Source organism: Opitutaceae bacterium TAV5 (assembly GCA_000242935.3).
Classification (GTDB): Bacteria; Verrucomicrobiota; Verrucomicrobiia; order Opitutales; family Opitutaceae; genus Geminisphaera.
Genome location: CP007053.1, coordinates 6,689,339 through 6,710,943, shown reverse-complemented (window position 1 = coordinate 6,710,943; position 21,605 = coordinate 6,689,339). Strand labels below are relative to the sequence as shown.

Annotated in this window: 16 protein-coding genes and 1 pseudogene; 8 read left to right on the top strand and 9 right to left on the bottom strand. The window is 64.9% G+C overall.

Annotated elements, in window-relative coordinates; all coding sequences use genetic code 11:
- Positions 1-99: 99 nt before the first annotated feature.
- The 6 genes and pseudogenes from OPIT5_28230 to OPIT5_28205 form a co-directional block, all read right to left on the bottom strand.
- Positions 100-897: a triosephosphate isomerase gene (locus tag OPIT5_28230; GenBank protein AHF93512.1), complete on the bottom strand. Its 798-nt coding sequence runs from the start codon at positions 895-897 to the stop codon at positions 100-102.
- Between the two features lie 223 nt (positions 898-1,120).
- Positions 1,121-2,011: pseudogene (locus OPIT5_28225) on the bottom strand (ABC transporter permease).
- Between the two features lie 107 nt (positions 2,012-2,118).
- Positions 2,119-3,627, bottom strand: a complete 1,509-nt coding sequence (locus OPIT5_28220; protein ID AHF93511.1) for a sugar ABC transporter ATP-binding protein — start codon at positions 3,625-3,627, stop codon at positions 2,119-2,121.
- Between the two features lie 147 nt (positions 3,628-3,774).
- The gene (locus OPIT5_28215) at positions 3,775-4,791 is read right to left on the bottom strand and encodes a sugar ABC transporter substrate-binding protein (protein ID AHF93510.1); all 1,017 of its coding nucleotides are present in this window, start codon (positions 4,789-4,791) and stop codon (positions 3,775-3,777) included.
- A gap of 144 nt (positions 4,792-4,935) precedes the next feature.
- Complete coding sequence (locus OPIT5_28210; protein ID AHF93509.1) at positions 4,936-5,586, bottom strand: Dak phosphatase; 651 nt, start codon at positions 5,584-5,586, stop codon at positions 4,936-4,938.
- Positions 5,587-5,610: 24 nt separating this feature from the next.
- Complete coding sequence (locus OPIT5_28205) at positions 5,611-6,639, bottom strand: dihydroxyacetone kinase subunit K (protein ID AHF93508.1); 1,029 nt, start codon at positions 6,637-6,639, stop codon at positions 5,611-5,613.
- Positions 6,640-6,935: 296 nt separating this feature from the next.
- On the opposite strand from OPIT5_28205, the gene OPIT5_28200 reads away from it, so the two are divergent.
- A complete protein-coding gene (locus tag OPIT5_28200) occupies positions 6,936-8,042 on the top strand; it encodes a LacI family transcription regulator (protein AHF93507.1) in 1,107 nt (368 codons plus the stop codon).
- Between the two features lie 155 nt (positions 8,043-8,197).
- On the opposite strand, the gene OPIT5_28195 is transcribed toward OPIT5_28200, so the two are convergent.
- A complete protein-coding gene (locus tag OPIT5_28195) occupies positions 8,198-9,934 on the bottom strand; it encodes a Sulphatase-modifying factor protein (protein AHF93506.1) in 1,737 nt (578 codons plus the stop codon).
- A gap of 151 nt (positions 9,935-10,085) precedes the next feature.
- Between OPIT5_28195 and OPIT5_28190 the strand changes: the two genes are divergently transcribed.
- Positions 10,086-10,937: a prephenate dehydrogenase gene (locus OPIT5_28190; GenBank protein AHF93505.1), complete on the top strand. Its 852-nt coding sequence runs from the start codon at positions 10,086-10,088 to the stop codon at positions 10,935-10,937.
- A gap of 89 nt (positions 10,938-11,026) precedes the next feature.
- Here OPIT5_28190 and OPIT5_28185 read toward each other — a convergent pair whose 3' ends face one another.
- Positions 11,027-11,506 (bottom strand): phosphopantetheine adenylyltransferase, encoded by a 480-nt coding sequence (locus tag OPIT5_28185; GenBank protein ID AHF93504.1) that lies wholly within the window; start codon positions 11,504-11,506, stop codon positions 11,027-11,029.
- Positions 11,507-11,691: 185 nt separating this feature from the next.
- Here OPIT5_28185 and OPIT5_28180 point away from each other — a divergent pair, with 185 nt between their 5' ends.
- The 4 genes from OPIT5_28180 (at position 11,692) to OPIT5_28165 (ending at position 15,901) form a co-directional block, all read left to right on the top strand.
- Positions 11,692-12,372, top strand: coding sequence for a ribulose-phosphate 3-epimerase (locus OPIT5_28180; GenBank protein AHF93503.1), 681 nt, complete (start codon positions 11,692-11,694; stop codon positions 12,370-12,372).
- 58 nt (positions 12,373-12,430) lie between these two features.
- A complete protein-coding gene (locus OPIT5_28175) occupies positions 12,431-13,135 on the top strand; it encodes a methionine biosynthesis protein MetW (GenBank protein AHF93502.1) in 705 nt (234 codons plus the stop codon).
- Between the two features lie 240 nt (positions 13,136-13,375).
- Positions 13,376-14,917 (top strand): GMP synthase, encoded by a 1,542-nt coding sequence (gene guaA / locus OPIT5_28170; protein AHF93501.1) that lies wholly within the window; start codon positions 13,376-13,378, stop codon positions 14,915-14,917.
- Positions 14,918-15,115: 198 nt separating this feature from the next.
- Complete coding sequence (locus OPIT5_28165; protein AHF93500.1) at positions 15,116-15,901, top strand: hypothetical protein; 786 nt, start codon at positions 15,116-15,118, stop codon at positions 15,899-15,901.
- Positions 15,902-15,992: 91 nt separating this feature from the next.
- On the opposite strand, the gene OPIT5_28160 is transcribed toward OPIT5_28165, so the two are convergent.
- A complete protein-coding gene (locus OPIT5_28160) occupies positions 15,993-19,634 on the bottom strand; it encodes a DNA polymerase III subunit alpha (GenBank protein AHF93499.1) in 3,642 nt (1,213 codons plus the stop codon).
- A 116-nt stretch (positions 19,635-19,750) separates the two neighbouring features.
- Between OPIT5_28160 and OPIT5_28155 the strand changes: the two genes are divergently transcribed.
- A complete protein-coding gene (locus tag OPIT5_28155) occupies positions 19,751-20,776 on the top strand; it encodes a transposase IS200 (protein ID AHF93498.1) in 1,026 nt (341 codons plus the stop codon).
- Positions 20,777-20,896: 120 nt separating this feature from the next.
- Entirely contained in the window at positions 20,897-21,598 is a 702-nt protein-coding gene (locus tag OPIT5_28150) for a hypothetical protein (protein AHF93497.1), read from the top strand.
- Positions 21,599-21,605: the final 7 nt, after the last annotated feature.

The window sequence follows — 21,605 nt, the reverse complement described above, 5'->3', positions numbered from 1 at the left end:
TGTTTTTTCGTGTTTTTCGTGGCCATTCTTTCTGCCCCTTCGGTTGCGGCACAGCCGCCCCCGGTTCATTCGCGGTTGGTCTTGATCAAGCAATCCGCGTCAGGAACGGGAGAGGATCTTTTCGGTGAGACCGCGGGCGAGCGCCACGAAGCCTTCCGGTGTCCAGGCGGCGCGGCCGACAAAGAGGCCGTCCACGTCGGCGAGCCGGGCGTAGTCGAGGTAATTGTCCGTGTTGACACTGCCTCCGTAAAGAAGCGGCACGCGCGCGGCCGCAGCGTCGCCGAAACGCGCGGCGAGCAGGGCGCGCAAAAGGGCGTGGCGGCTGGCAGCATAGTCGGGCGTGGCGGGTTCGCCCTGTTCCCCGATCGCCCACACCGGTTCGTAGGCGACGAGAAGGCGGGAGAGGTGCTCCGGGGTCACACCGCGGAGGGCGGCGTCGAGCTGGCGGGCAAGCAGGGCGCGTCCGGAATCACGCCGTTTTTCGGCACCCGTTTCGCCGATGCAGACGAGCGCGGTGAGACCGGCGGCGAGGGTGGCGAGCGTCTTGCGATTCACGTCCTCGTCCGTCTCGCCGAACTTGTGGCGACGTTCGGAATGACCGATCTCCACGAGATCGACCGGAATATCCTGCAACATCGGGATCGAGACCTCGCCGGTGAATTCTCCCTCGGGCGCCCAGTGGACGTTTTGCGCGCCGATCTGCAATGGCAGGCGGTGATGCGAGACGAGCGCGCGCACCGGCACGAGCGAGGGGAACGACGGAATGGCAAACAACAACAACCCGGGCGGCGGAGAGAAGCCGGTGAACAGCCGCGCCACTCCGGTCACCCAGGCGGCGGCCTGCGTATTGGTTTTGAACATCTTCCAGTTGGTGCCGAGGAGGAATCGGGTTTTCATGAGGGGAAAGGAGTCGGTGGACGTGACCGGTGAGTGGCGTGGCAGGGCGGCAGGCGCGACGGGCGGTATCTGTTGATCAATTACGCCGGAAGACCGGTTGCACGACGCAGGGCACAGCGCGACGCGGTGACGGGTTGCACACCGCATTCGGGGCGAGGCGCATCCGCGCCTCGTCGCAGCGGCAGGAATGCCGCCGCTCCGCCGCAAGCGTTTTCAGCCGGTTTCAGCCGCCTTCCTTTTTGAGAAAATTGCGGGAGATCGAGTCGAAGGAGATGGCGAGCACGACAATCGCGCCGCTGACGATGGTCTGCCAGTAGGGCGACACGCCGAAGAGGACGATGATGTTTTCGATCACGCCGATGATGGCCGCGCCGATGAGCGCGCCGATCGGGTTGCCGATGCCGCCGGTCGTGGCGATGCCGCCGATGACGGGCGCGGCGATGGAGGCCATCACCCAGACGTTGCCGATGGAGGGTTGCGCGGAGCCGAGGCGGGCCACCATCAGCATGCCGGCCAGCGCGGCGAGACCGCCGGCGATCATGAAACACGACACCCGCACGAAATTGACCCGGATGCCGAGCATGCGGGCGGCCTCGCGGTTGTTGCCGATGGCGTAGATGTAGCGGCCGAACGGCGTGCAGAGCGCGAGCACGGTGACGATGACCCCCACGACGAGCAGGATGATGAAGGGCATCGGGATGCCGCCGATGTCGCCCTGACCGAGGAAGTGGATGACCTTGGGAATGCCGACGATGGCCTTGCCCTCGGTGATGACGAGGTTGGTGCCGGAGTAGATGCCGGTCATGCCGATCGTCACGACGAGGGCGTTGAGCCGGAGCGTGGTGACGATGATGCCGTTGATCATGCCGCAGAGCATGCCGAGCATGATACACAGGCCGAAGGCGAGGTAGGGGTTGATCTGCGCGTCGACCATGAGCTTGCCGCCGATGACGGCGCACAGGCCGGCGATGGCGCCGATGGAGAGATCGAGCTCGCCGAGCAGGAGCAGCAGGCACTGGCCGAGAGCGACGAGTCCGGCGAAGGCGAACGTGCGCATCATGATGCCGGCGTTGTAGCTCGTGGAAAAATGCGGCGAGAGAAAATGCGAGACCACGACGATGACGACGAGGACGCCGAAAACGCCGATGATCTGGCTGCCGAACAACGCGCGCCAGAAGGAGCCGTTGCCGTTGAGAGTTCTGCCGATGGAGGGATGGTTGCTCATGATGTGTGCGCGGGTTCCTTGACTCCGATGATGGCGCCGAGGATCTGCTCGCCGGTGGCGGTGGCAGTGTCGAATTCGCCGGTTTTGGAGCCGTGGTAAATGGTGACGATGCGGCTGGAGCACTTGAGCAGCTCCTTCATCTCGGAAGACACGAGGATGATGCCGACGCGCTGCTCTTCGGCGAGGCGGCGCATGATGCGGTAGATGTCGGCCTTGGCCTTCACGTCGATGCCCTTGGTGGGCTCGTCGAAGATGAGGACTTTCGGCACGGTGCGCATGGCGCGGCCGATGATGACTTTTTGCTGGTTGCCGCCGCTGAGGAAGACGATCTTCTTGTCGTCACCGGCGGTCTTCACCTCGTAGGTGCCGATGACTTCGCGGGAGACCTCGGCTTCCTTGCGAAGCGAGATGAAGCCGCGGGGCGCGGTTTCGCGGAGGACGGAGATGCCGATGTTCTGGCGCACGCTGAGGTGCGGGAGGATGCCGTGGAGTTTGCGTTCCTCGGGCAGGTAGAGCAGGCCGCGGCGCAGGGCCTGCGTGGGATTGCGGAATTTCCAGGGGCGGTCGTCGCCGTTGATGTGGACCTCGCCGCCGGATTGCGGGAGGTAGCCGTAGAGCGTCTGCATGATCTCGGAGCGGCCGGCGCCGACGAGGCCGGCGAACCCGAGAATCTCGCCTTCGCGGAGCGTGAACGAGATGTCGCGGAAACGGGGGCCGCCGAGTCCCTTGACCTCGAGCACGACGTCGCCGGGCGGGCGGGCGGGGCGGAAGATTTCGTCGAGGTCGATGTCCTTGCCCGACATGAGGCTGATGAGCTGGCGCTGGCTCATTGCGGAGGCGGGCGCGTGGCCGACCTGCTCGCCGTTGCGCAGCACGGTGATGTCGTCGCCGATGGCATAGATTTCGTCGAGCTTGTGGGAGATGAAGATGATGGAGCGGCCCTCGCTCTTGAGCTGGCGGACGATCCGGAAAAGCCGCTCGGCCTCGCGGTCGGTGAGCGAGGTGGTGGGCTCGTCGAGGATGAGCGCCTCGGCGTGGCGGTTGGTGAGGGCGCGGGCGATCTGGAGTAGTTGCTGTTCCGATACGGTGAGGTTTCGCACGAACGCGGAAGGGCGCACGTCGAGGTGAAATTTTTCGAGCCAGGGGAGGGCGGCCTTGTTGAGGCGGGAGCCGGTGATCAGGCAGCCGTCGATGCCGGAGCGGGAGAATGGCATGAAGAGGTTTTCCGCCACGGTCATGTGCGGGAAGAGGCTCAGCTCCTGGGGCACGTAGGCGATTTTTTCGAACAGGTGCGGGTGATGGAGAGCGTCGTTGCCGTCGATGATGACCTCGCCTTCGTCGGGCGTGTAGACGCCGGTGAGGATTTTGACGAAGGTGCTCTTGCCCGCGCCGTTTTCACCGATGATGCAGTGGACGGTGGCGGGCTGGATGGCGAGGTTGAGGCCGCGCAGGGCGACGACACCGGGGAACCGCTTGAGGATGCCGCGTGCTTCGATGATGGCCATGGGGGGGGGGCGCGCGTCCCTGCGGGCGCTAATGAAGAATCAAGAATGAATAATCAAGAATCAAGGATGAGGGGCCGGGTCAGGCGTAGCGCTGCGAACGTGCGGACAGGCGTCCGGCGTTCGCAGCTACGGTCGCGTGGTTGCCGGTCAGAGGTCCTTGTAGTTTTCTGTCATGTCGCGGGTGATGAAGCTCACGCCGGTGTCGAGTTTTTCGGGCGTGGTGATGCCCTGCGTCTGCAGCCAGAGGCAGATCACCGACCAGTAGCCCTGCATGTGGGGCTTGCTGGAGGAGGAGGATTCGACGACGCCCTCCTTGATGAGCTGGATGAGCTGGGCGAGGTCGTCGAGGCCGACGGAGAGGATCCTGCCCGTCTTGCCGGCTTCCTTGACGGCGAGGCCGACGCCGATGGGGCCGGCAGCGTCGCACGACACCCAGCCGCGAAGGTTGGGATGGGCGGAGATGATGCGGGCGGCTTCCTTCTGGGCGGTCTCGATGTCATCGTTGTCGATGCCTTCGGCGACGACTTTCATCTTCGGATATTTGGCAAAAACCTCCCGGTGAACTTCGGCCCGGCGGCGGTGGTTGGGCGCGGTCGGCACGCCCTGCATGATGGCGACCTCGCCTTCGTAGTTGAGGAGCTTGGCGAGGCGCTCGGCCGCGAGTTCGGCTTGCACGGCGTAGTCGCTGCCGACGTTGGAGAGCTGCATGCCCGGAGGCGCCTCGGAGTCGAAGAGGATGACGGGAATCTTGCGGTTGAGCGCCTCCTGGAGAACGGCGCGGTTGCCTTCGCCGTCGAGCAGGTCGAAGGCGATGCCGTCGGGTCTGGTGGCGATGGAGCGTTCGAGGATTTCGTTTTGCACGACCACGTCGGCCGTCTGCGGGGCGCGATAGTCGATCTCGAATTTGTGGCCGGTCTGTTCGGAGAGCATGGCGGCGGCGGCCCGGGCTCCGGTGTTGACCTTGTCGAACCACGGGTGGACGACCTTCGGGATGACAACGAAGCGATAGGTGCGTTTTTCTCCGGACGACGCTCCGGGCGCGGTCGCGGAGCCGGACTGTTTCGAGCAGCCGGCGGCGAGGAGGGCGGAAAGAACGGAGAGGGCGGAGGCGAGGAGAAATAATCTCCGGATGGATTTCCCGGGGGGAGCTATTTTGGCGTTCATAATTTTCGGTGTGGTGTGGCCAGGGTAAAATGAGAGGAACGGCAGTCGTCGGGCCGCCGGGCGAGGAACGGATTCTGAAAACGGGTGAGACCGCGCGCGCGCATTGCCGGCCGTGGCGAGGCGTGCGGCTTCGGGGGGGGGCGGTTACGTCAGGGAGGCGGCTTTCTGCGCGAGGGTTTCGAAAAGGATGGCGATGGAGGTGGAGCCGGGGTCGCGCGGAGCGCGGGCGCGTTCGCCGAGCGTGGCGGCGCGACCGAGGCGCGGGAGCATGCCGGAGGTGGAGTCGGAGCCGGCCCGGGCGGCGGTGGCGGCGGCCTGGAGCGCGTCGGCGAGCGGCTGCCCGGCGGCGCCGCGGAGAGCGGCGGCCGCGGGGATGAGCGCGTCCATCATGGTCTTGTCACCGACACGGGCGGGCGTCTTGCGTTCCAGTTCGCCGACGCCTTTTTCGATGAAGCCGGCCAGCGTGGCGGCATCGAGCGTCTGCGCAGGCGCGCAGAGGCCGGCGGCGCGAAGGAAGACGCCGAAGAGGACGCCGGAGGCGCCGCCCATGCTGGTCATCATGGCGGTGCCGGCGGCGGTGAACGCCTCGTTGACCGAGGCCGGCGCGGACTTGGCGGTGAGGGCGGCGATGGCGGCTTCGCCGCCGCGGGCGATGGTGCTGCCGTGATCACCGTCGCCGAGCTGTGAGTCGAGTTCGTTGAGGTAGTCCTTTTTCGATACAAGCTCCGTGAAGGCGGCGATCAGCAGGTCGCGTGTCCCGGTGGCGGTGGCGGGTCGGGTCGTGGCGGAGGTCATGGCGGGAGTGGAGGGGATCGGTTATCAGGCGGGATTGCTGTAACAGAAGGAGGAGCACGGCGCGTCGAGGAGCGGTTCGAGTTCGCTGTCGAGCGCCATGAGCGTGATGGAGAAGCCGGCCATATCGAGCGAGGTGGCAAACTGGCCGGTGCGCAGGAAGGAGACGGCCACGCCCTGCGTGTCGAGCGCCTCGCGCAGGCGGGCGGAGACGGCGAGAAGCTCCAGAATGGTGGTGCTGCCGAGGCCGTTGACCATCGCGGCGACGCGGGCGGGGCGGCTGCCGGTGGCGGCATAGTCGGCGAGGATCATTTCGAGCATGTGCGGCACGAGCGTGGCGGCGGGCTCGAAGGCGGAGCGTTTCACACCCATCTCGCCGTGAAGCCCCATGCCGATCTCGATCTGGCCGGCGGGGAGGTCGAACATGGGTTTGCCGGTGTCGATCGAGGAGGCCGCGCCGAGAGCGACGCCGAGCGAGCGCGTGGCCAGACACGCCTTGCGGGCGATCCGCAGCACGTCGTCGAAAGGCAGTCCGCGATCGGCGGCGGCGCAGGTGGTCTTGATCACAAAAATGTCGCCGGCGATGCCGCGCCGTTTTTCCAGCTCGGCGGGCGGCCGGGAGGCGATGTCGTCGTGGACCCGCACTTCATCGATCCGTCCGCCGGCCTGCCGGATTTCGTCGGCGGCAAAACCGAAATTGAGCACGTCGCCCGAGTAGTTGCCGTAGATGAGGAGCGAGCCCTCGGGCGCGACGGAACTGCGGGGCGAGGGCGCGGTGCACGCTTCGATGGCGGCCTGCACGGACATCGGGTTGGGCGCGGCAAAGACCTGGCCGGCGATGGCGGCATCGGCCATGCCGGGCCCGACCGCGCCGAGAAAGAGCGGCTCGTGTCCGCTGCCGCCGCCGACGAGGATGCGGACGCGGCGCGACGGGTTGCCGCGATGGAGCAGCGCGAGGTGGCCGGGCACCTGCTCGAGGGGGTGGCGACTGGAGGCGATGATGCCGCCAAGGACGGCTTCCACCGCGTCGGGGGATTTTGTCAGGAACGGTCTCATAGGAAAAGGGCAGGCGGGAAGCGGAGGGCGGGAAGGACGAAGGATCGTACCGGGGAGCTATTTTGGCTAACAGAAAAAGCGCTGCGGAGGGCAGGGCAGGGAGAACGGGTCAGGGAGGGTGTGACCGGATGGATGTTGAAAACAACGCCAAAAACTACAACGTTCTAGGAGCAGTCAAGCTAGAACGTTCTAAATTTTGTGGATTTTTTTCCGGCAGCCGCCACATTGGCTGCCCGTCAGCCGTCTCCTCCTCTCCGGTTTCCAACGCTTTTCCCAAAAACTTCGTCTCCCTGAAAATGGCCGCCATCCGTCTGAAAGACATCGCCACCCGGCTCGGTTTGTCTGTCTCCACCGTGAGCGCCGCGCTCCAGAACCGCGAGGACATCAGCCAGGCCACGCGCGACCGCGTGGGGGCGGCGGTGCGCGAACTGGGTTACCATCCCAATTCGCTGGCGCGCAGCCTCGTCACGCGCCGGTCCCAGGTGCTCGGGGTGATCGTGCCCGATCTTTCGCGTTCGTTTTTTTCCGGTGTGCTCAAGGGCATGGACGAGGTGACAAACCCGGCCGGCTACAACCTGCTCGTGTGCAACACGGAGGAGGACGCGGTGCGGGAGGAACAGGCGCTGAGGATGCTGCTGGCCCGTCAGGTGGACGGCATCCTGCTGGCGACGGCGCACGACCGCAACGACACGGCCTGGCGGCAGACTTTGCGGCAGGTGCGGGTGCCGGTGGTGCTGGTGGACCGGCGGATGCCGGGGCACCATTTCGTGGGCGGCAACGACGAGACGATCGGCGCCGAGGCGACGGAGCATCTGGCGCAGCAGGGTTACCGGCGGATCGCGCACATCTGCGGGCCACAGTCGGTGGTGACTGCGGCGGGACGCCTGAAGGGGTACCGCCGGGCATTGGAAAAACTGTCGTTGCCCCTGGCTCCCGAGCGGGTGATCGAGAGCAATTACCACGCGGAGTCGGGCGGCTATGAGGCGATGCAGAAATTGCTCGCGCTCGGAGCGGACCAGCGGCCGGACGCGGTGTTTGCGGCCAGCGATCCGATCGCGATCGGAGCGTTGCAGGCCGCGCTCGATGCGGGGCTGGATATCCCGCGCGATCTCGGGCTGATCGGCGTGGGCAATCACCAGTACAGCCAGTACTTGCGCGTGCCGTTGAGCACGGTGGACCAGCAGCGTGCGCGGATCGGCCGCGAGGCGGCGCAGTTGTTGCTGAAGCTGATCGCGGAAGAGGCAGGCAAGACGAAGCGCGCGGCCGGCGGCGAAAAGAACAGGGCGACGAGCATCCTGATCAAACCGCAACTGGTGGCGAGGGCGTGGTCGCTGGGCCCGGGCAGAGGCGCGGTGTCCGGATGCACCACCAATCCAGCCCTTCTCCGTATTAGTGTCCATTAGTGGTTAAAAAAGACCTGCCTCCCGGTTTTCGTGTCATTTCGTGTGTTTCGTGGGCAATCCTTTCGGTTTTGGCGCAGCCAACCTGTGCGCTGTCGCGCTCCGTGGCACGCATCCGGCGGCGAGGACGCCACCGCTCCGGTTGCCCCCCGGGGGGGTTACTTTTCGCTGGCGGCGAGGGCGGGGCGCTCGATCACGAAGCGAAAACCGATGTGGCGGGCCCGGTCGTTGCGCGACTGTTTGGCGATGGGCAGCTCGGTCAGCCGGTCGGCCTGGTCGAGGTAGCTGCCGCCGATGACACGGGTGTCGCGGGTGTCGTCCACGTCCTGGAGCCACTCGGCGACGTTGCCGAGGAGATCATGGATGCCGAATTGATTGGGATCGAGAACACCGGCTTCGCGGGTGTGCGCGGAACCGTTGTCCGCCGACTGGACGCCGCCGGCGCCGCCCTTGAAGGCCGCGCGGTACTCGGCCTCGGTGGGCAGGCGGACGGGAGCGCCGAGCAGCCAGCCGAGACGGTTGCAGAATTCGCCGGCCTCGTTCCAGGTGACGGAGTCGACCGGAAGCGTGCGGCCGGGATTGCGGCTCGGGTTGGTGTTCATGATGCGCTGGTAAAGGGCCTGGGTCACTTCGATGGCGCTCATCTGGATTTCGGGGAGATCGGGAATGAGGGCGATGCGCGAATAAATCTCGTCCTGCAGCGGCCCGATGTCGGCCTTTTTGAGATTGAGGTAGGAGAGGCGGATCTTGCGGACGCCGCTGTTGAGCCGGCTGCGGGGAAAGTCGGTTTCGATTTTCTCGACCAGGGCGATGGCGGCGGGGAGATCGAGCTCGGCGGCCACGACATGACGGCGGGAGAGGGAGAGGCTGATCTGCTTGTCCAGCGCTTCGAGCTTGTGCCCGAGCATGCGGGAGAGGGTGGTCTGGCGCCGGATTTCGAGTTCGTCCACCTGGGCGGAGGAGACGAAGCGGCTGCGGGGAAAGGTGGCGTTGATCTCGCGCTGGATGCCGGCGGCCAGGGTGTAGAGGCGGGCGGCTTCGTCGTAATCGGCGGTGAGGTCGGCGCGCTCGGCGGCAGCGATGTGTTTTTCGATCTCGTCGGCCGCGTCGGAGGCATTGAGGGTCTCGATTTCGGCGTCGATCTTGTCCACTCCCTGCACGTCGACGAAGCGGGTGCGCGGGTATTCGCTGTTGATCCTGATCTGGAGATCGCGGGCGGTGGTGAAGGCGGCAATGGCGTCGCGCCAGCGTTTTTCGGAGAGAGCCTTGCGGGCGGCGGAGAGGGCGGCCTCTTTCTGGTGGTTGAGCGGAGCGGCATCGACCGAGGCAAGCGACTGCGACAGAGTCGCTTCGCGCATGTAGTTCTTGAATTCGGCGCTGGCGCTGGTGACGTTGATTTCGCGCTGGAGGCGAAGGGCTTCCTCGTAGTCGGCCTTGGCCTGGGCAATGTCGCCGCGAGCGGCGGCGTCGCCACCTTCTTTCTCGAGCTGGTCAATACGGCCAACGACATCGCGGGCACGGGCCGAATCGAGCCGGCTTTCGAGGTCGCGCAGGCGGTTGGCCTGTTCGTAGCTGGAGAGCGGGAGGCGGCGGACGATGTCGCGCTGGATGGCGACGGCCTTTTCCAGGGCTTGGAGGGCATCGGAGGTGAACACACCGGCATCGGCAACCTGGCGGTACTGCTTTTCAAGGTCATCCACCTGCCTGATCAGGGCGACCACCGCGGGGTCGTCGATCAGTTGCGAAGCGGCCGGATCGTCCAGCTTGCCGGGACCAAGGTTGGCGAGAACATAATAGAGAACGGCCAGCACGGCGAGGCCCAAGGCAACGAGGAGCACCTTGTATAATTTTTGCCAGATGGTGGCGAGGCGGCGGCGGAGACGGAACCTTGGCATAGAGGGGAAGCTTGCCAGCCAAGGGGAAGTCGCGGGCAAATGCAACGGATTCCCTCACGGGTTTTTTCGGAGCGGACGGGACGGTGTGTTTTGCGCGGAAGGGGCGGTTGCGGTCTCGACATCGGGGGCGGGTTGGCCGTTTCTCGGCGGTGTGAGCATCGAACACCTCGTTATCCTCGCCCCCGGGTTGCTGGGGGGTTCCGTGGCCAGGGCGGCGCGCGCCCGCGGGCTGGCCGGGCGAATCACGATCTGGGCGCGGCGGGCGGAGACGCGGGAGGCGCTGCGCGGGCAGCCGTGGTGCGATGCGGTGGCGGAGTCGCCGGAGGCTGCGGTGCGCGACGCGTCGCTGGTGGTGCTGGCGGCGCCGGTGACGTCGATCATCGAACTGGCCCGGCAGGTCGGTCCGCAGGTGGCGGCAGGCGCGGTGGTGACGGATGTGGGCAGCGTGAAGACGCGGCTGTGCCACGAGGCGCGCACGGCGATGCGGGCGGGGGTGGTTTTTGTCGGTTCGCACCCGATGGCGGGGAGCGAGAAGACGGGCTGGGAAAACGGTTCGGAGACGCTGTTCGAGAAACGGACGTGTTTCGTGACGCCGCATCCGGACACGCCCGGGGCGGCGGTGCGGAGGGTGGCGGATTTCTGGCGGGATCTGGGCTCGATGGTGGCCACGCTCACGCCGGAGCAGCACGACGAGGTCGTGGCGCATATCAGCCACCTGCCGCAGGCGGTGGCCACGGTGCTGGCGGATACGCTGGCGGGGCGACCGGGCGAGTGGCGGCACCTGGCGGGCGGGGGGCTGCGCGACACCACGCGGATCGCGGCGAGCGACGCCACGATGTGGGTGGAGATTTTCCAGCAAAACCGCGACCACGTGCTGCGCGCGCTGGAGCGGTTTTCGGGGCAATTGCAGGATTTCCAGGCGGCGCTGGCGAACCATGACTGGCCGGCGGTCCGGCGGCAGCTCGAACAGGGCAAGGTCTGGCGCGACGGGTTCCGGCCGTAGTAGAGTTCAGGGTTCAGAGTTTGGAGTTCAGGGTTCTGGCAACGTCACGCCAGCGGAAACTCCAAACTCTGAACCCTAAACCCTAAACGCTAAACCGCGTAGGCGGTGCGCAGGCCTTCGGCGACATCGGGCGGCACGAAGTGGCTGACGTCGCCGCCGTAGCGAGCCACCTGCTTGACGAGCGACGAACTGGTAAAGCTGTACGCGCCGCGCGGCATCACGAAAAAGGTTTCCACACCCGGTTCGAGGTGACGGTTCATCAGCGCCATGTTGAACTCGAACTCGAAATCCGAAAGCGCCCGCAGTCCGCGGATGATCGCGCAGGCTTTCTGCTCGCGGGCGAAATCCACCAGCAGGCCGTGAAAGATCGCCGTGGTGACGCTGGGGAACTGCGTGGTGTTGGCCTTCAGGAAGTTCAGCCGCTGCTCCGCGGTGAACAGCGGGGCCTTGGCCGAGTTGTCCGCAATGGCGATCGTGACCCGGTCAAAAATCCGCGTGGCGCGGGAGAGGACGTCGAGATGACCGTAGGTGACCGGATCGAATGTTCCGGGGTAAATGCAGTGTCGCATGATGGTGGAAGGCGGGAATTGAGCCGGGAGCATGCCCACGAAACCCGTGAAAAGGCACGACGAAACTAATGACGAATGACGAACGACGGATGGACTGCCGCTGCCGGAGGGATCGGGTAATTCGTCATTCGTCATGTGTAATTCGTCATTGGATTACGGGCGATTCGTCCTTCAGCTTCTTTGCTGTGAAACACGCATCCGTCCTTGCTCCGTCGATTCTCGCAGGCGACCACGCCCGGCTCGCCGACAGCGCGCAACTCGTGAAAGGCCTCGGCATCCCGTGGCTGCACCTCGATATCATGGACGGGCATTTCGTGCCCAATCTGACGTTCGGCCCGCAAACGGTCGCCGCCCTGCGCGCCGCTGTGCCGGACGGGCTGTTTTTCGACACGCACCTGATGCTCGACGAGCCGCACCGCTACATCGAGCCCTTCATCAAGGCCGGCGCCGATCTCGTCAGCATCCACATCGAGCCGGCGTACGATCACGCCGGCACCCTCCGCCGCATCCGCGAACTGGGTTGCCTCAACGGCATCGTCCTCAATCCCGGCACGCCCGCCGAAGCCATCGAACCGTTGCTCGGCGAGGTGGATCTCGTGCTGGCGATGACCGTGCAACCGGGTTTCGGCGGGCAGGCCTTCCGCCGCGACGTGCTGCCGAAACTCGCGCAGATCGACCGCTGGCGCACCGAACGCGGGCTGACGTTCCGGCTGGAGGTCGATGGCGGCATCGATCTCGCCACCGGTCCCGAATGCCGTGCTGCCGGCGCGGATACGTTTGTGGCCGGCACCGCGTTTTTCAAGGCGGCGGACCGGGCCGGATTTGCCGCGAGCGTCGCCGGGTGGCAGAGTCCGGCCCTGGCCTGATCCTGTCCCGCCCCTTGTCCTGCCACTCCGTCCTTCCTTTCGACCTGCCTGTGTTTCCATGAGCGCGTCTCCTTCCCACATTTTTTCTGCCAATCCTGTCAATCCTGCCGATTCCGCCGGCGTCCCTGCCGGCGTCGGTGCCCGGCACCGCAAGCCGTCGGTGGCGGGCCATCGCCGCACGGTGGACATGCAGATCATCGCCGGCTGGGTGGAGCCGCGTTCGCGCGTGCTCGACCTCGGTTGCGGGCGCGGCGTGCTGCTCGATTACCTGCAACATACGAAGGATGTCTTCGCGGTGGGCGTGGACATGGATTTCGACAAGATTTCGGCCTGCGTGCGGCGCGGCGTCACCGCGCACCAGGCGGACATGCTCGGATTCATGCAGCGGTTCCCCGACGGGCATTTCGACCGGGTGATCTTTTCCCGCACGCTGGAGGAACTGCCTGCGCCGGGCGCGGCGATTGTCGAGGGGTTGCGCGTGGCGCGCAACGTCACCGTCGGTTTCGTCAATCACGCCTACTGGAAAAACCGGTTCGACGGCGCGCTGCGCGGACGCAAGCCGCGCAACGCCGTTTACACGACGGCGTGGTTCGAGAGCCGCCCGACGAATCCGGTAACAATCCACGATTTCGAGCAGTTTTGCGCGGAAAAGCGCATCCGCATCGTCCGTCGCGCCCATTTGCGCGGCGACTGGAAAACGGCCTGCTCCTTCGCACCCAACCTGCTGGCCGGCTACGCGCTCTACGACCTGGCGCGGGCGTGAGAGGGGGGGCGGAGCCGGAGCGGCGGCGTCCCTGTGGCACGGCCATCCTGGCCGTGGACGGCGCGCAGCGCCGCCTCTGTCCGGTGCGAAATACGGGCTGGCCGTGTCACGCGGAGAGGCAACGCTCATGGGCAGGATGCCCCATGCCACTTCCGCGCCGTCCCTCTTCATCTTCGCGCATCCTCACCCCGGGCTTGCACCGGAGGCGACGACCGGACTTGTTTTCACCCTTTAACACCCATGTCTCAAACCATCGCCGTCCTCGACTTCGGTTCCCAGTACACGCAGGTTATCGCCCGCCGCATCCGCGAGTGTCAGGTTTACTCCAAAATCTACCATTACGCCACTCCTGCGGAAACGCTTCGGGCGGATGGGGTTATCGGCGTGGTTCTCTCCGGCGGACCCAGTTCCGTATTTGCCAAGGATGCGCCTATGCCCGACCGGGGAGTCTTCGAACTCGGTGTGCCGGTCCTCGGCATCTGTTACGGCGTGCAGCTCATGGGCAAGCTCCTCGGCGGCTCCGTCGCCCGGAGCAAGGAGCGCGAATTCGGCCTCGGCACCCTCACGATCAGGAAAGCCGGCAGCCTTTTCAGCGGCCTGACGCAGAAAAAATTCACGGTCTGGAACTCGCACGGTGATCGCCTTATCGATCTGCCGCCCGGTTTCAGGACCGTCGCCACGACCGACAACGCCCCGCACGCCGCCATCGAGGACAGCAAGCGCCGTTTCTACGGCATCCAGTTTCATCCCGAAGTCTCGCACACCGAAAACGGCCTCCACATCCTCAAAAACTTCCTCGTCGCCGTCTGCGGCGCGAAGCAGGACTGGACGACAGCCGATTTTATCAAACACGCTGTCGCCGACATCCGGGCCCAGGTCGGCAAGGGCCGCGTGCTGCTCGCCCTTTCCGGCGGCGTCGATTCTTCCGTCTGCGCGGCGCTCATCCACAAGGCCATCGGCAAGCAGCTCACCTGCGTGTACGTGGACACCGGCCTCATGCGCAAGGACGAGACGAAACACATCGAGGAACTCTACGCGAAGCACTTCAGGATCGACCTCCGCATCGTTGATGCCTCGAAGACCTTCCTCAAGCGCCTGAAGGGCGTCACCGATCCCGAGCGCAAGCGCAAGATCATCGGCCACACCTTCATCGAGGTGTTCGACAAGGCCGTGAAGACCATCGGCAAGCTCGAGTACCTCGGTCAGGGCACCATCTATCCCGACGTGATCGAGAGCATGGCGATCGGCAACAATCCGGCCGCCATGATCAAGAGCCATCACAACGTCGGCGGCCTGCCGGCGCGTATGAAACTCCGGCTCGTCGAGCCGCTCCGCCAGCTTTTCAAGGACGAGGTCCGCGCCGTCGGCACGAAGCTCGGCCTGCCGCGCGAGGTCGTCTGGCGCCAGCCGTTTCCCGGCCCCGGCCTGGCGGTGCGCGTGATCGGCGACATCACGAAGGAACGACTCGACGTCCTGCGCGAGGCCGACGCCATCCTGCACGAGGAAATGATGAAAGCCGGTCTCTACTACAAGATCTGGCAGAGCTTCTGCGTGTACCTCCCGGTCAAGTCCGTGGGCGTGATCGGCGACGAGCGCAACTACGCCGACGTCATCGCCCTGCGTCTCGTGGAGAGCATCGACGCCATGACCGCCGACTGGGCCAAGCTCCCCACCCCCCTCCTGCAACGCATCTCCAACCGCATCACCAACGAAGTCCGCGGCGTGTCCCGCGTGGTTCTCGACATCAGTTCCAAACCACCCGCGACCATTGAATGGGAGTGAACGGGATAAAAGGCTGAAAGTCCGAAGGCTGAAGGCTGAAAACAGATCACGAATACCGCATCACGATGACCAGACCGCACCCGACCCGCCGAAGTTTCCGGTTGCAGCCTTCGGCTTTCAGGCTTTCGGCCTTTTGAACAAACCGGCGAACAAGGTGCTGCTATTACTGTCTCTCCCGGTTATCCACGTATCCACTTTATGAAAAAATCCACCTCCCTGCTGGCCTCGTTTGCCTGTGTGTTCCTGTTTGCCGCCGCTTCCGGTTCGCAGCCGCTCCTGGCGAACGAGGACGTCATTGCGAAGGCCCGGTCGTTTGTCGGCCCCGAAAACGAGCTGGCGGCACTCAGGTCGGTGCATTTCAAGGGCACGCTCACGGTGATGGACAAGGATGCCGAGGGCAAGGACGTGCCGGTCAACGTGGGGCTGGAGATCATTTTCCAGAAACCCTACCAGCAGCGCATCGTGGCGACATCGCCGGAGAAGGTGGAGGTGACGGCGCTCAACGGTTACGATGCCTGGCAGCGCATCGTCGACCCGAAGGACACCACGGCATGGCAACTCACGATCCTCGGCGCCGACCAGATCAAGCGGCTCCGCGCCAACACGTGGGAAAACCTTTCGTTCTATCGCGGCATCGGGGATGTGGGTGGCGCGATCGAGGATCTCGGCGCGGCACAGGTGGACGGCAAGAACTGCCGCAAGCTGGCCTTCCGGCATGCGGACAACATTGTTTTTAACCGGTACTTTGACGAGGCGACCGGGCGGCTGGTCCTGACCGAGACGGAATCCGGCAGCACGATCCGGGAGGAGGGCGACCTGCGCGCCGGCAAGCTGCGTTTCCCGAAAAAGATCGTCACCGCCAACAAGCTGGCCGACGGCACCATGCGCGAGCTGACCGTGGTGTTCGACTCGGTGAAGGTGAACGAGACGTTTGCCGGCGATCTTTTCGAGGTGCCGTCGTTCGCGCCGTCGGCCGCGCAGTGAGGCCATTGCTCACTCAAAAATACAAAAACCTGATGAGTCAGGGTGTCGGGTACCTGTTTGGCGGAGCGGCGGGGACGTCGCCTCTCCTGCATCAGCGTTTTTTCCAGGAGGGCTGCGGGAGTTCGAGGGGTTTTGTCTCGATCTGCACGCCGGCGACGGCGGGGTGGCTGCGGAGTTCGTGGAACCGGGTGATGTCGAGCCGCCAGCCGAGAGCGGCGCTGGTTTCGGTGACGGCGGCGATGCGGTTTTCGAAAAGGAACCCGAAACCCATGCGGAGCCCGCCGGGGCGGGATTCCATCTCGGCGCGCGCCTGTTGCAGGAACTCCGGGACGCCGGCATGCTCGGGGCGCAGAAGCCAGAGGATGGACTTGACGTTGGCGGCGACGTAGGCCTCCAGCGGGTGGCAGGATTTCACGTTCAGGCGCGGACCTTCCTCGTTCACCATCACGGAGCCGCAGATCATGACCTGCGCGCCGTCGGCGAGGTTGTGTCCGGTCTCGGCCCAGGCGCCGGCGAACATGTTGAGTTGCAGCGTGGCTTCCTTGGTGGCGAGCGAGAAGGCGGCCCAGGGACGGTTGTCCTTTTTGGACAGTTTCTTGGCGATGGTGCCGGCGATGCCGCCGAGGCGGAAGGGCGTGCGGTCGGGCTGTTCGAGCAGTTCGCGGACGAAGTGCGAGTCGATGGCGTCGAGGAGACCGTCGTAGGCGTTGAGCGGGTGGCCGGAAACGTAGAAGCCGAGAAGTTCTTTTTCGAACTGGAGCCGTTCGGCCTGGGTGAAGTCGTTGTCCGCGGGCGCGGATTTGCGTTTCCCGGCTGACGGACGGGAACCGGAGGCGGGGGCAGGGCCGGCGTCGGCGAGGAGGTCGAAGAAGCCCACCTGGCCGGCGGCACGGTCGCGGGCGAGCGAGGCGGCGGCGGAGATGGCGGCGTCGACACGGTCGAAAATGACCTTGCGGGGCTCGCCGGAGAAATCGAAGGCGCCGGTCTTGGCGAGGTGTTCGAGCACGCGCTTGTTGGTGGCCTTGGTGTCGACGCGGTTGACGAGGTCGTCGAAGTCCTTGAAGGGCCCATTGGCCTCGCGTTCCTCGATGATTGTCCGGGCGGCGATTTCACCGACGCCCTTGATGCCGGCGAGGCCGAAGCGGACCTTGTCGCCGACGGGGGTGAAGGCGCCGCGGGATTCGTTGACGTCGGGGCCGAGCACGGTGATGCCCATGGCTTCGGTCTCGGCGATGAAGTGCGCGACTTTTTCCGAATTGCCGAGTTCGGCGGTGAGCACGGCCGCCATGAACTGCACCGGGTAGTTGGCTTTCAGATACGCAGTCTGGTAGGCGACGACGGCGTAGGCGGCGGAGTGGGATTTGTTGAAGCCGTACTGGGCGAACTTGTTGAGGAGGTCGAAGATCTCGTCGGCTTTTTTGGCGTCGATGTTGTTGTGCTCCTTGGCGCCGGAGACGAACTTGGTGCGTTCCTGCGCCATGGCTTCGGCGTCTTTTTTGCCCATGGCGCGGCGGAGCATGTCGGCGCCGCCGAGGGTGTAGCCGGCGATGACGCGGGCGCACTCCATGACCTGTTCCTGGTAGACGATGATGCCGAAGGTTTCCTTGAGGACGGGTTCGAGGAGCTTGTGCGGGTAGGTGATGGAGGCGGGGTCTTTCTTGCCGCGGGCGTAGTCGGGGATGAACTGCATGGGGCCGGGGCGGTAGAGGGCGGAGATGGCGTTGATGTCATCGACGGTGGAGATGCCGACCTGGCGGGCGGCGTTCTGCATGCCGGCAGATTCGAGCTGGAAGACACCGACGGTTTTGCCGGCGTTGAGCAGTTCGTAGGTTTTGGGGTCTTCGAGGGAGATGGCGTCGATGTCGAATTTCTCCTGGCCGGGGACGGTGCGGCGGACGTTCTCGACGGCGTCGGCGATGACGGTGAGGGTCTTGAGGCCGAGGAAGTCCATCTTGAGCAGGCCGAGCTTGGTGACGGCGCCCATGTCGAACTGGACGGTGACGTCGCCTTCCTGCGAGGTGAGGGGGACAAAGTCGTCGAGGGGCTGGTCGGTGATGATGATGCCGGCGGCGTGCTTGCCGGTGTTGCGTACCAGACCTTCAACGACGAGGGCGGTGTCGATGATGCGTTTGGAAACGGGATTGCGGGAGATTTCGCCGCGGAGTTCGTCGGATTTTTTTATGGAGTCTTCGAGGGAGATGCCGAGTTCGTCGGGGATGAGCTTGGCGAGGCGGTCGGCGTCGGCGTAGGGGAGGTCGTGGACGCGGGCGATGTCGCGGATGGCCATCTTGGCGCCGAGGGTGCCGTAGGTGATGATGTTGGCCACGCAGTCGTTGCCGTATTTCTGGCGCACGTAGTTGATGACCTCTTCGCGGCGGCGCATGCAGAAATCGATGTCGAAGTCGGGGGGCGAGACGCGTTCCGGGTTGAGGAAACGTTCGAAGAGGAGGCCGAAGCGGATGGGGTCGATGTTGGTGATACCGAGGAGATAGGCGACGAGGCAGCCGGCGCCGGAGCCGCGGCCGGGGCCGACGGGGATTTCGTGTTGTTTGGCCCAGTTGATAAAGTCCCAGACGACGAGGAAGTAGTCGACGAAGCCGGTGACGTTGATGATGGCCTGTTCGTAGCCCATGCGCAGGACGAGGACCTCGTCGGGCGCGAGGCCGGAGTAGTCGGGGGGGGCGGGTTTCTGGCCGGGGGGGAGATTTTTGAGCTTGGCGAGGCGCTCGGCGACGACGGGGCGGGCGGCGACGGGGTCGTGGTCGTGGCCGTAGCGGCGCTTGAGGCCTTCGGCGCAGAGCTGGTGGAGGTAGTCGGAGGGGGTCTGGCGGGCTTTCACTTCGGGCGGAAGCGGGTAGCGCGGGTAGCGTTCGGAGCCTTTGGGGAAGGGGATGGAGAGGTCGCACATCTCGGCGACGGCGAGGGTGTTGGTGAGGGATTCGGGGAGTTCGCGGAAGACCTTGGCCATCTCGTCGCGCGACTTGAGGAAAAATTCCTGGGTGTCGAACTTCATGCGGTTTTCCTCGGCGAGCTTGGCGCCGGTCTGGATGCAGAGGAGAGCGTCGTGGGGGTTGGCGTCTTCGGCGCGGATGTAGTGGACGTCGTTGGTGGCGACGACCTTGAGATGGAATTCTTCGGCGAGGCGGAGGAGGTCGGGGATGATCTTGCGTTGTTCGGGGATGCCGTGGTCCTGGAGCTCCACGAAGTAGTTTTCGCGGCCGAAGATATCGACGTAGCGGGCGCAGGCGGCGCGGGCTTCCTCGAAGCGGTCGTGCATGAGGTGCTGGCAGACCTCGGAGGCGAGGCAGCCGGTGAAGCCGATGAGGCCGTCGGCGTGACGGGCGATGGTTTCAAGATCGGCGCGGGGCTTGTAGTAAAAACCCTTCAGGTGGGCGTCGGAGACGAGCTTGAGGAGATTCTGGTAGCCGGTGATGTTCCGGGCGAGGAGACCGAGGTGGTAGTAGTTCTTGCCGTCTTCGGATTTGCCGGCTTTTTCGAGTCGGGAGCCGGGGGCGACGTAGAGTTCGCAGCCGACGAGAGGTTTGATGCCGGCTTTCTTCGCTTCGTTGTAGAACGAGATGGTGGCAAACATGTTGCCATGGTCGGTGAGGGCAATGGCGGACTGGCCGAGTTCTTTGGCGCGCGCCATCAGACGGTCCACGCGGCAGGAACCGTCGAGCAGGCTGTAGTCGGTGTGAACGTGGAGATGGACGAAGTCGGAAGACGAAGACACGCCAGGAGCGAAAGACGGGGAAAGGTCCGGGTGAAGCGAAAAGCGTATGCACTCAAATTTAGGGACAGGTTAAAATAAGCTTGCGATTGCGATATTAGAGAAGGAGGAAGGGAAGAATGAGGACAGCACGAGTGAAGGAGGCATCGGAGAAGAGGGAGGCGGTGTATCACTGCATGAGCCGGACGGTGAACGGGGAGCGGCTGTTCGGGGAGGCGGCGCGGGAGGTATTCCGCAAGCAGATGTGGCAGGTGGCCGACTTCTGTGGAGTGGAGATCATCACCTGGACAATCTTGTCCAACCACTTCCATGTACTGGTCCGGGTGCCGCGAAAAACGGCAGTCGACGACAACGAACTGCTCCGGCGCTACCGGGTGCTTTATCCGAAACCGACGCCGTATCAGACCGCTCGCCTGGAGGTGGTCCGGCAATGGCTGACGGAGAGGGAAAATCTCGCAATCATGCAGGAGGCCGAGGCATGGCGGGCCCGGCAGGTCGCACTGATGGGCGACGTGTCGCAGTTCATGAAACTGCTCAAGCAGCGCTTTTCGATCTGGTTCAATCGTACACACAACCGTTTCGGCACGCTCTGGTGCGAACGCTTCAAAAGCGTGCTGGTCGAGCCCAAGGGACGCGTTCTGGAAACGATGGCGGCCTACATCGACCTGAACTGCATCCGGGCCGGACTGGCTACCGACCCGGCGGAGTACCGGTTCTGCGGATACGCCGAGGCCGTCGCCGGCCACGAGCGGGCGCGCGCCGGACTGGTGTCGGTGGTGGAGGGCAACGGCTGGCGGGCCGTCCAGGCGGGTTACCGGCAGATGCTCTTCGGCAAGGGGGCCGGCCCGCAGGAAGGCAAGGGGGAGATATCCGAAGCGGACTTGGAGAGGGTCATGGAAGAAAAGGGCCAACTCCCGCTGACCGTCGTCCTGCGCCACCGGATACGCTATTTCAGTGAGGGAGTGGTGCTCGGCTCGAAAGTGTTCGTGGCCGGCTACGTCGCCCGTCACGAACGCCGCCGCAAGGCCCGGGGTCTCCTGCGCCGCCGGAAACACCGGCACGACCCGGTCCCCCTCCCGCCGCTCACCGACTGGGGCGCACAGGATCTGGCGACATTGCGGAAACTCCGGCGTACAACAATCTGACCAGGCTCCGGCGGTCTTCTTCCTTGCGTCCGGTGCTCGAGCCCGTCTGCCTGATTTCTGTTCCCGGACCGCAGACGGCTGCCCGGGGCGTTCCGCTTCAGCAGGGCTCAACCGTTCTCCATGAAACGATCCGCATCACTCCTGGCGCCATTCCTGTTCCTGTCCGGCTTCATCACCATGACTGGTGCGACGCTCGCTTTACCGCCCGCGGCTCGCGCCGCGCTTCTGTTCGAGCGCACAACGACAAAGCTGGAGGCGGCCGAGACGGATACGGAAGCGGTGGCGGTTTTCCCGTTCAAAAATGCAGGCAAGGCAACCGTCACCATCACCGCCATCGAGAGCGGATGCGGCTGCACGGTCGGAGAGGTCTCCCGGCGCACCTGGAAACCCGGTGAAAGCGGCGACGTCCGCGTGACATTCACCTTTGGAGTGCGCGTGGGCAAACAAAGCAGCCTCCTCACCGTCAAAACCGATGACGGAGCCCCGGCGACCGAGCTTTCCGTTGAAGTGGACATTCCCGAGCTTCTCGTCGCCGAACCGGCCTCCCTGGCCTTCGTGCGCACCGCCAAATCAGGGCAACCGCTCACGGCAACCGTGATGCCCGTCGGCAGCCTCGCACTCGAGTCGCTCACGGCCAGCTCCGGCGAGGGGAGTATCCGCCCCTCCGTTACCCGCGCGGCAAATGTGAAAGACGCCGCCGCCCCGTGGACGCTCACCGTTACGCGTCCGGAAAAAACCGGCACCTGGCCTGTCGCTCTCTCCGCGACATTTGCCGGCGGCACCACCCGACGGATCACCGTCTGGGTAACCCTGCCGGAATGACCAGCGA

Coding starts and splice junctions, on each gene's coding strand:
- OPIT5_28205 (AHF93508.1), bottom strand. CDS start 6,639: ATGAGACCGTTCCTGACAAAATCCCCCGACGCGGTGGAAGCCGTCCTT.
- OPIT5_28200 (AHF93507.1), top strand. CDS start 6,936: ATGGCCGCCATCCGTCTGAAAGACATCGCCACCCGGCTCGGTTTGTCT.
- OPIT5_28155 (AHF93498.1), top strand. CDS start 19,751: ATGAGGACAGCACGAGTGAAGGAGGCATCGGAGAAGAGGGAGGCGGTG.
- OPIT5_28185 (AHF93504.1), bottom strand. CDS start 11,506: ATGCGACACTGCATTTACCCCGGAACATTCGATCCGGTCACCTACGGT.
- OPIT5_28150 (AHF93497.1), top strand. CDS start 20,897: ATGAAACGATCCGCATCACTCCTGGCGCCATTCCTGTTCCTGTCCGGC.
- OPIT5_28165 (AHF93500.1), top strand. CDS start 15,116: ATGAAAAAATCCACCTCCCTGCTGGCCTCGTTTGCCTGTGTGTTCCTG.
- OPIT5_28230 (AHF93512.1), bottom strand. CDS start 897: ATGAAAACCCGATTCCTCCTCGGCACCAACTGGAAGATGTTCAAAACC.
- OPIT5_28215 (AHF93510.1), bottom strand. CDS start 4,791: ATGAACGCCAAAATAGCTCCCCCCGGGAAATCCATCCGGAGATTATTT.
- OPIT5_28210 (AHF93509.1), bottom strand. CDS start 5,586: ATGACCTCCGCCACGACCCGACCCGCCACCGCCACCGGGACACGCGAC.
- OPIT5_28175 (AHF93502.1), top strand. CDS start 12,431: ATGAGCGCGTCTCCTTCCCACATTTTTTCTGCCAATCCTGTCAATCCT.
- OPIT5_28220 (AHF93511.1), bottom strand. CDS start 3,627: ATGGCCATCATCGAAGCACGCGGCATCCTCAAGCGGTTCCCCGGTGTC.
- guaA (AHF93501.1), top strand. CDS start 13,376: ATGTCTCAAACCATCGCCGTCCTCGACTTCGGTTCCCAGTACACGCAG.
- OPIT5_28195 (AHF93506.1), bottom strand. CDS start 9,934: ATGCCAAGGTTCCGTCTCCGCCGCCGCCTCGCCACCATCTGGCAAAAA.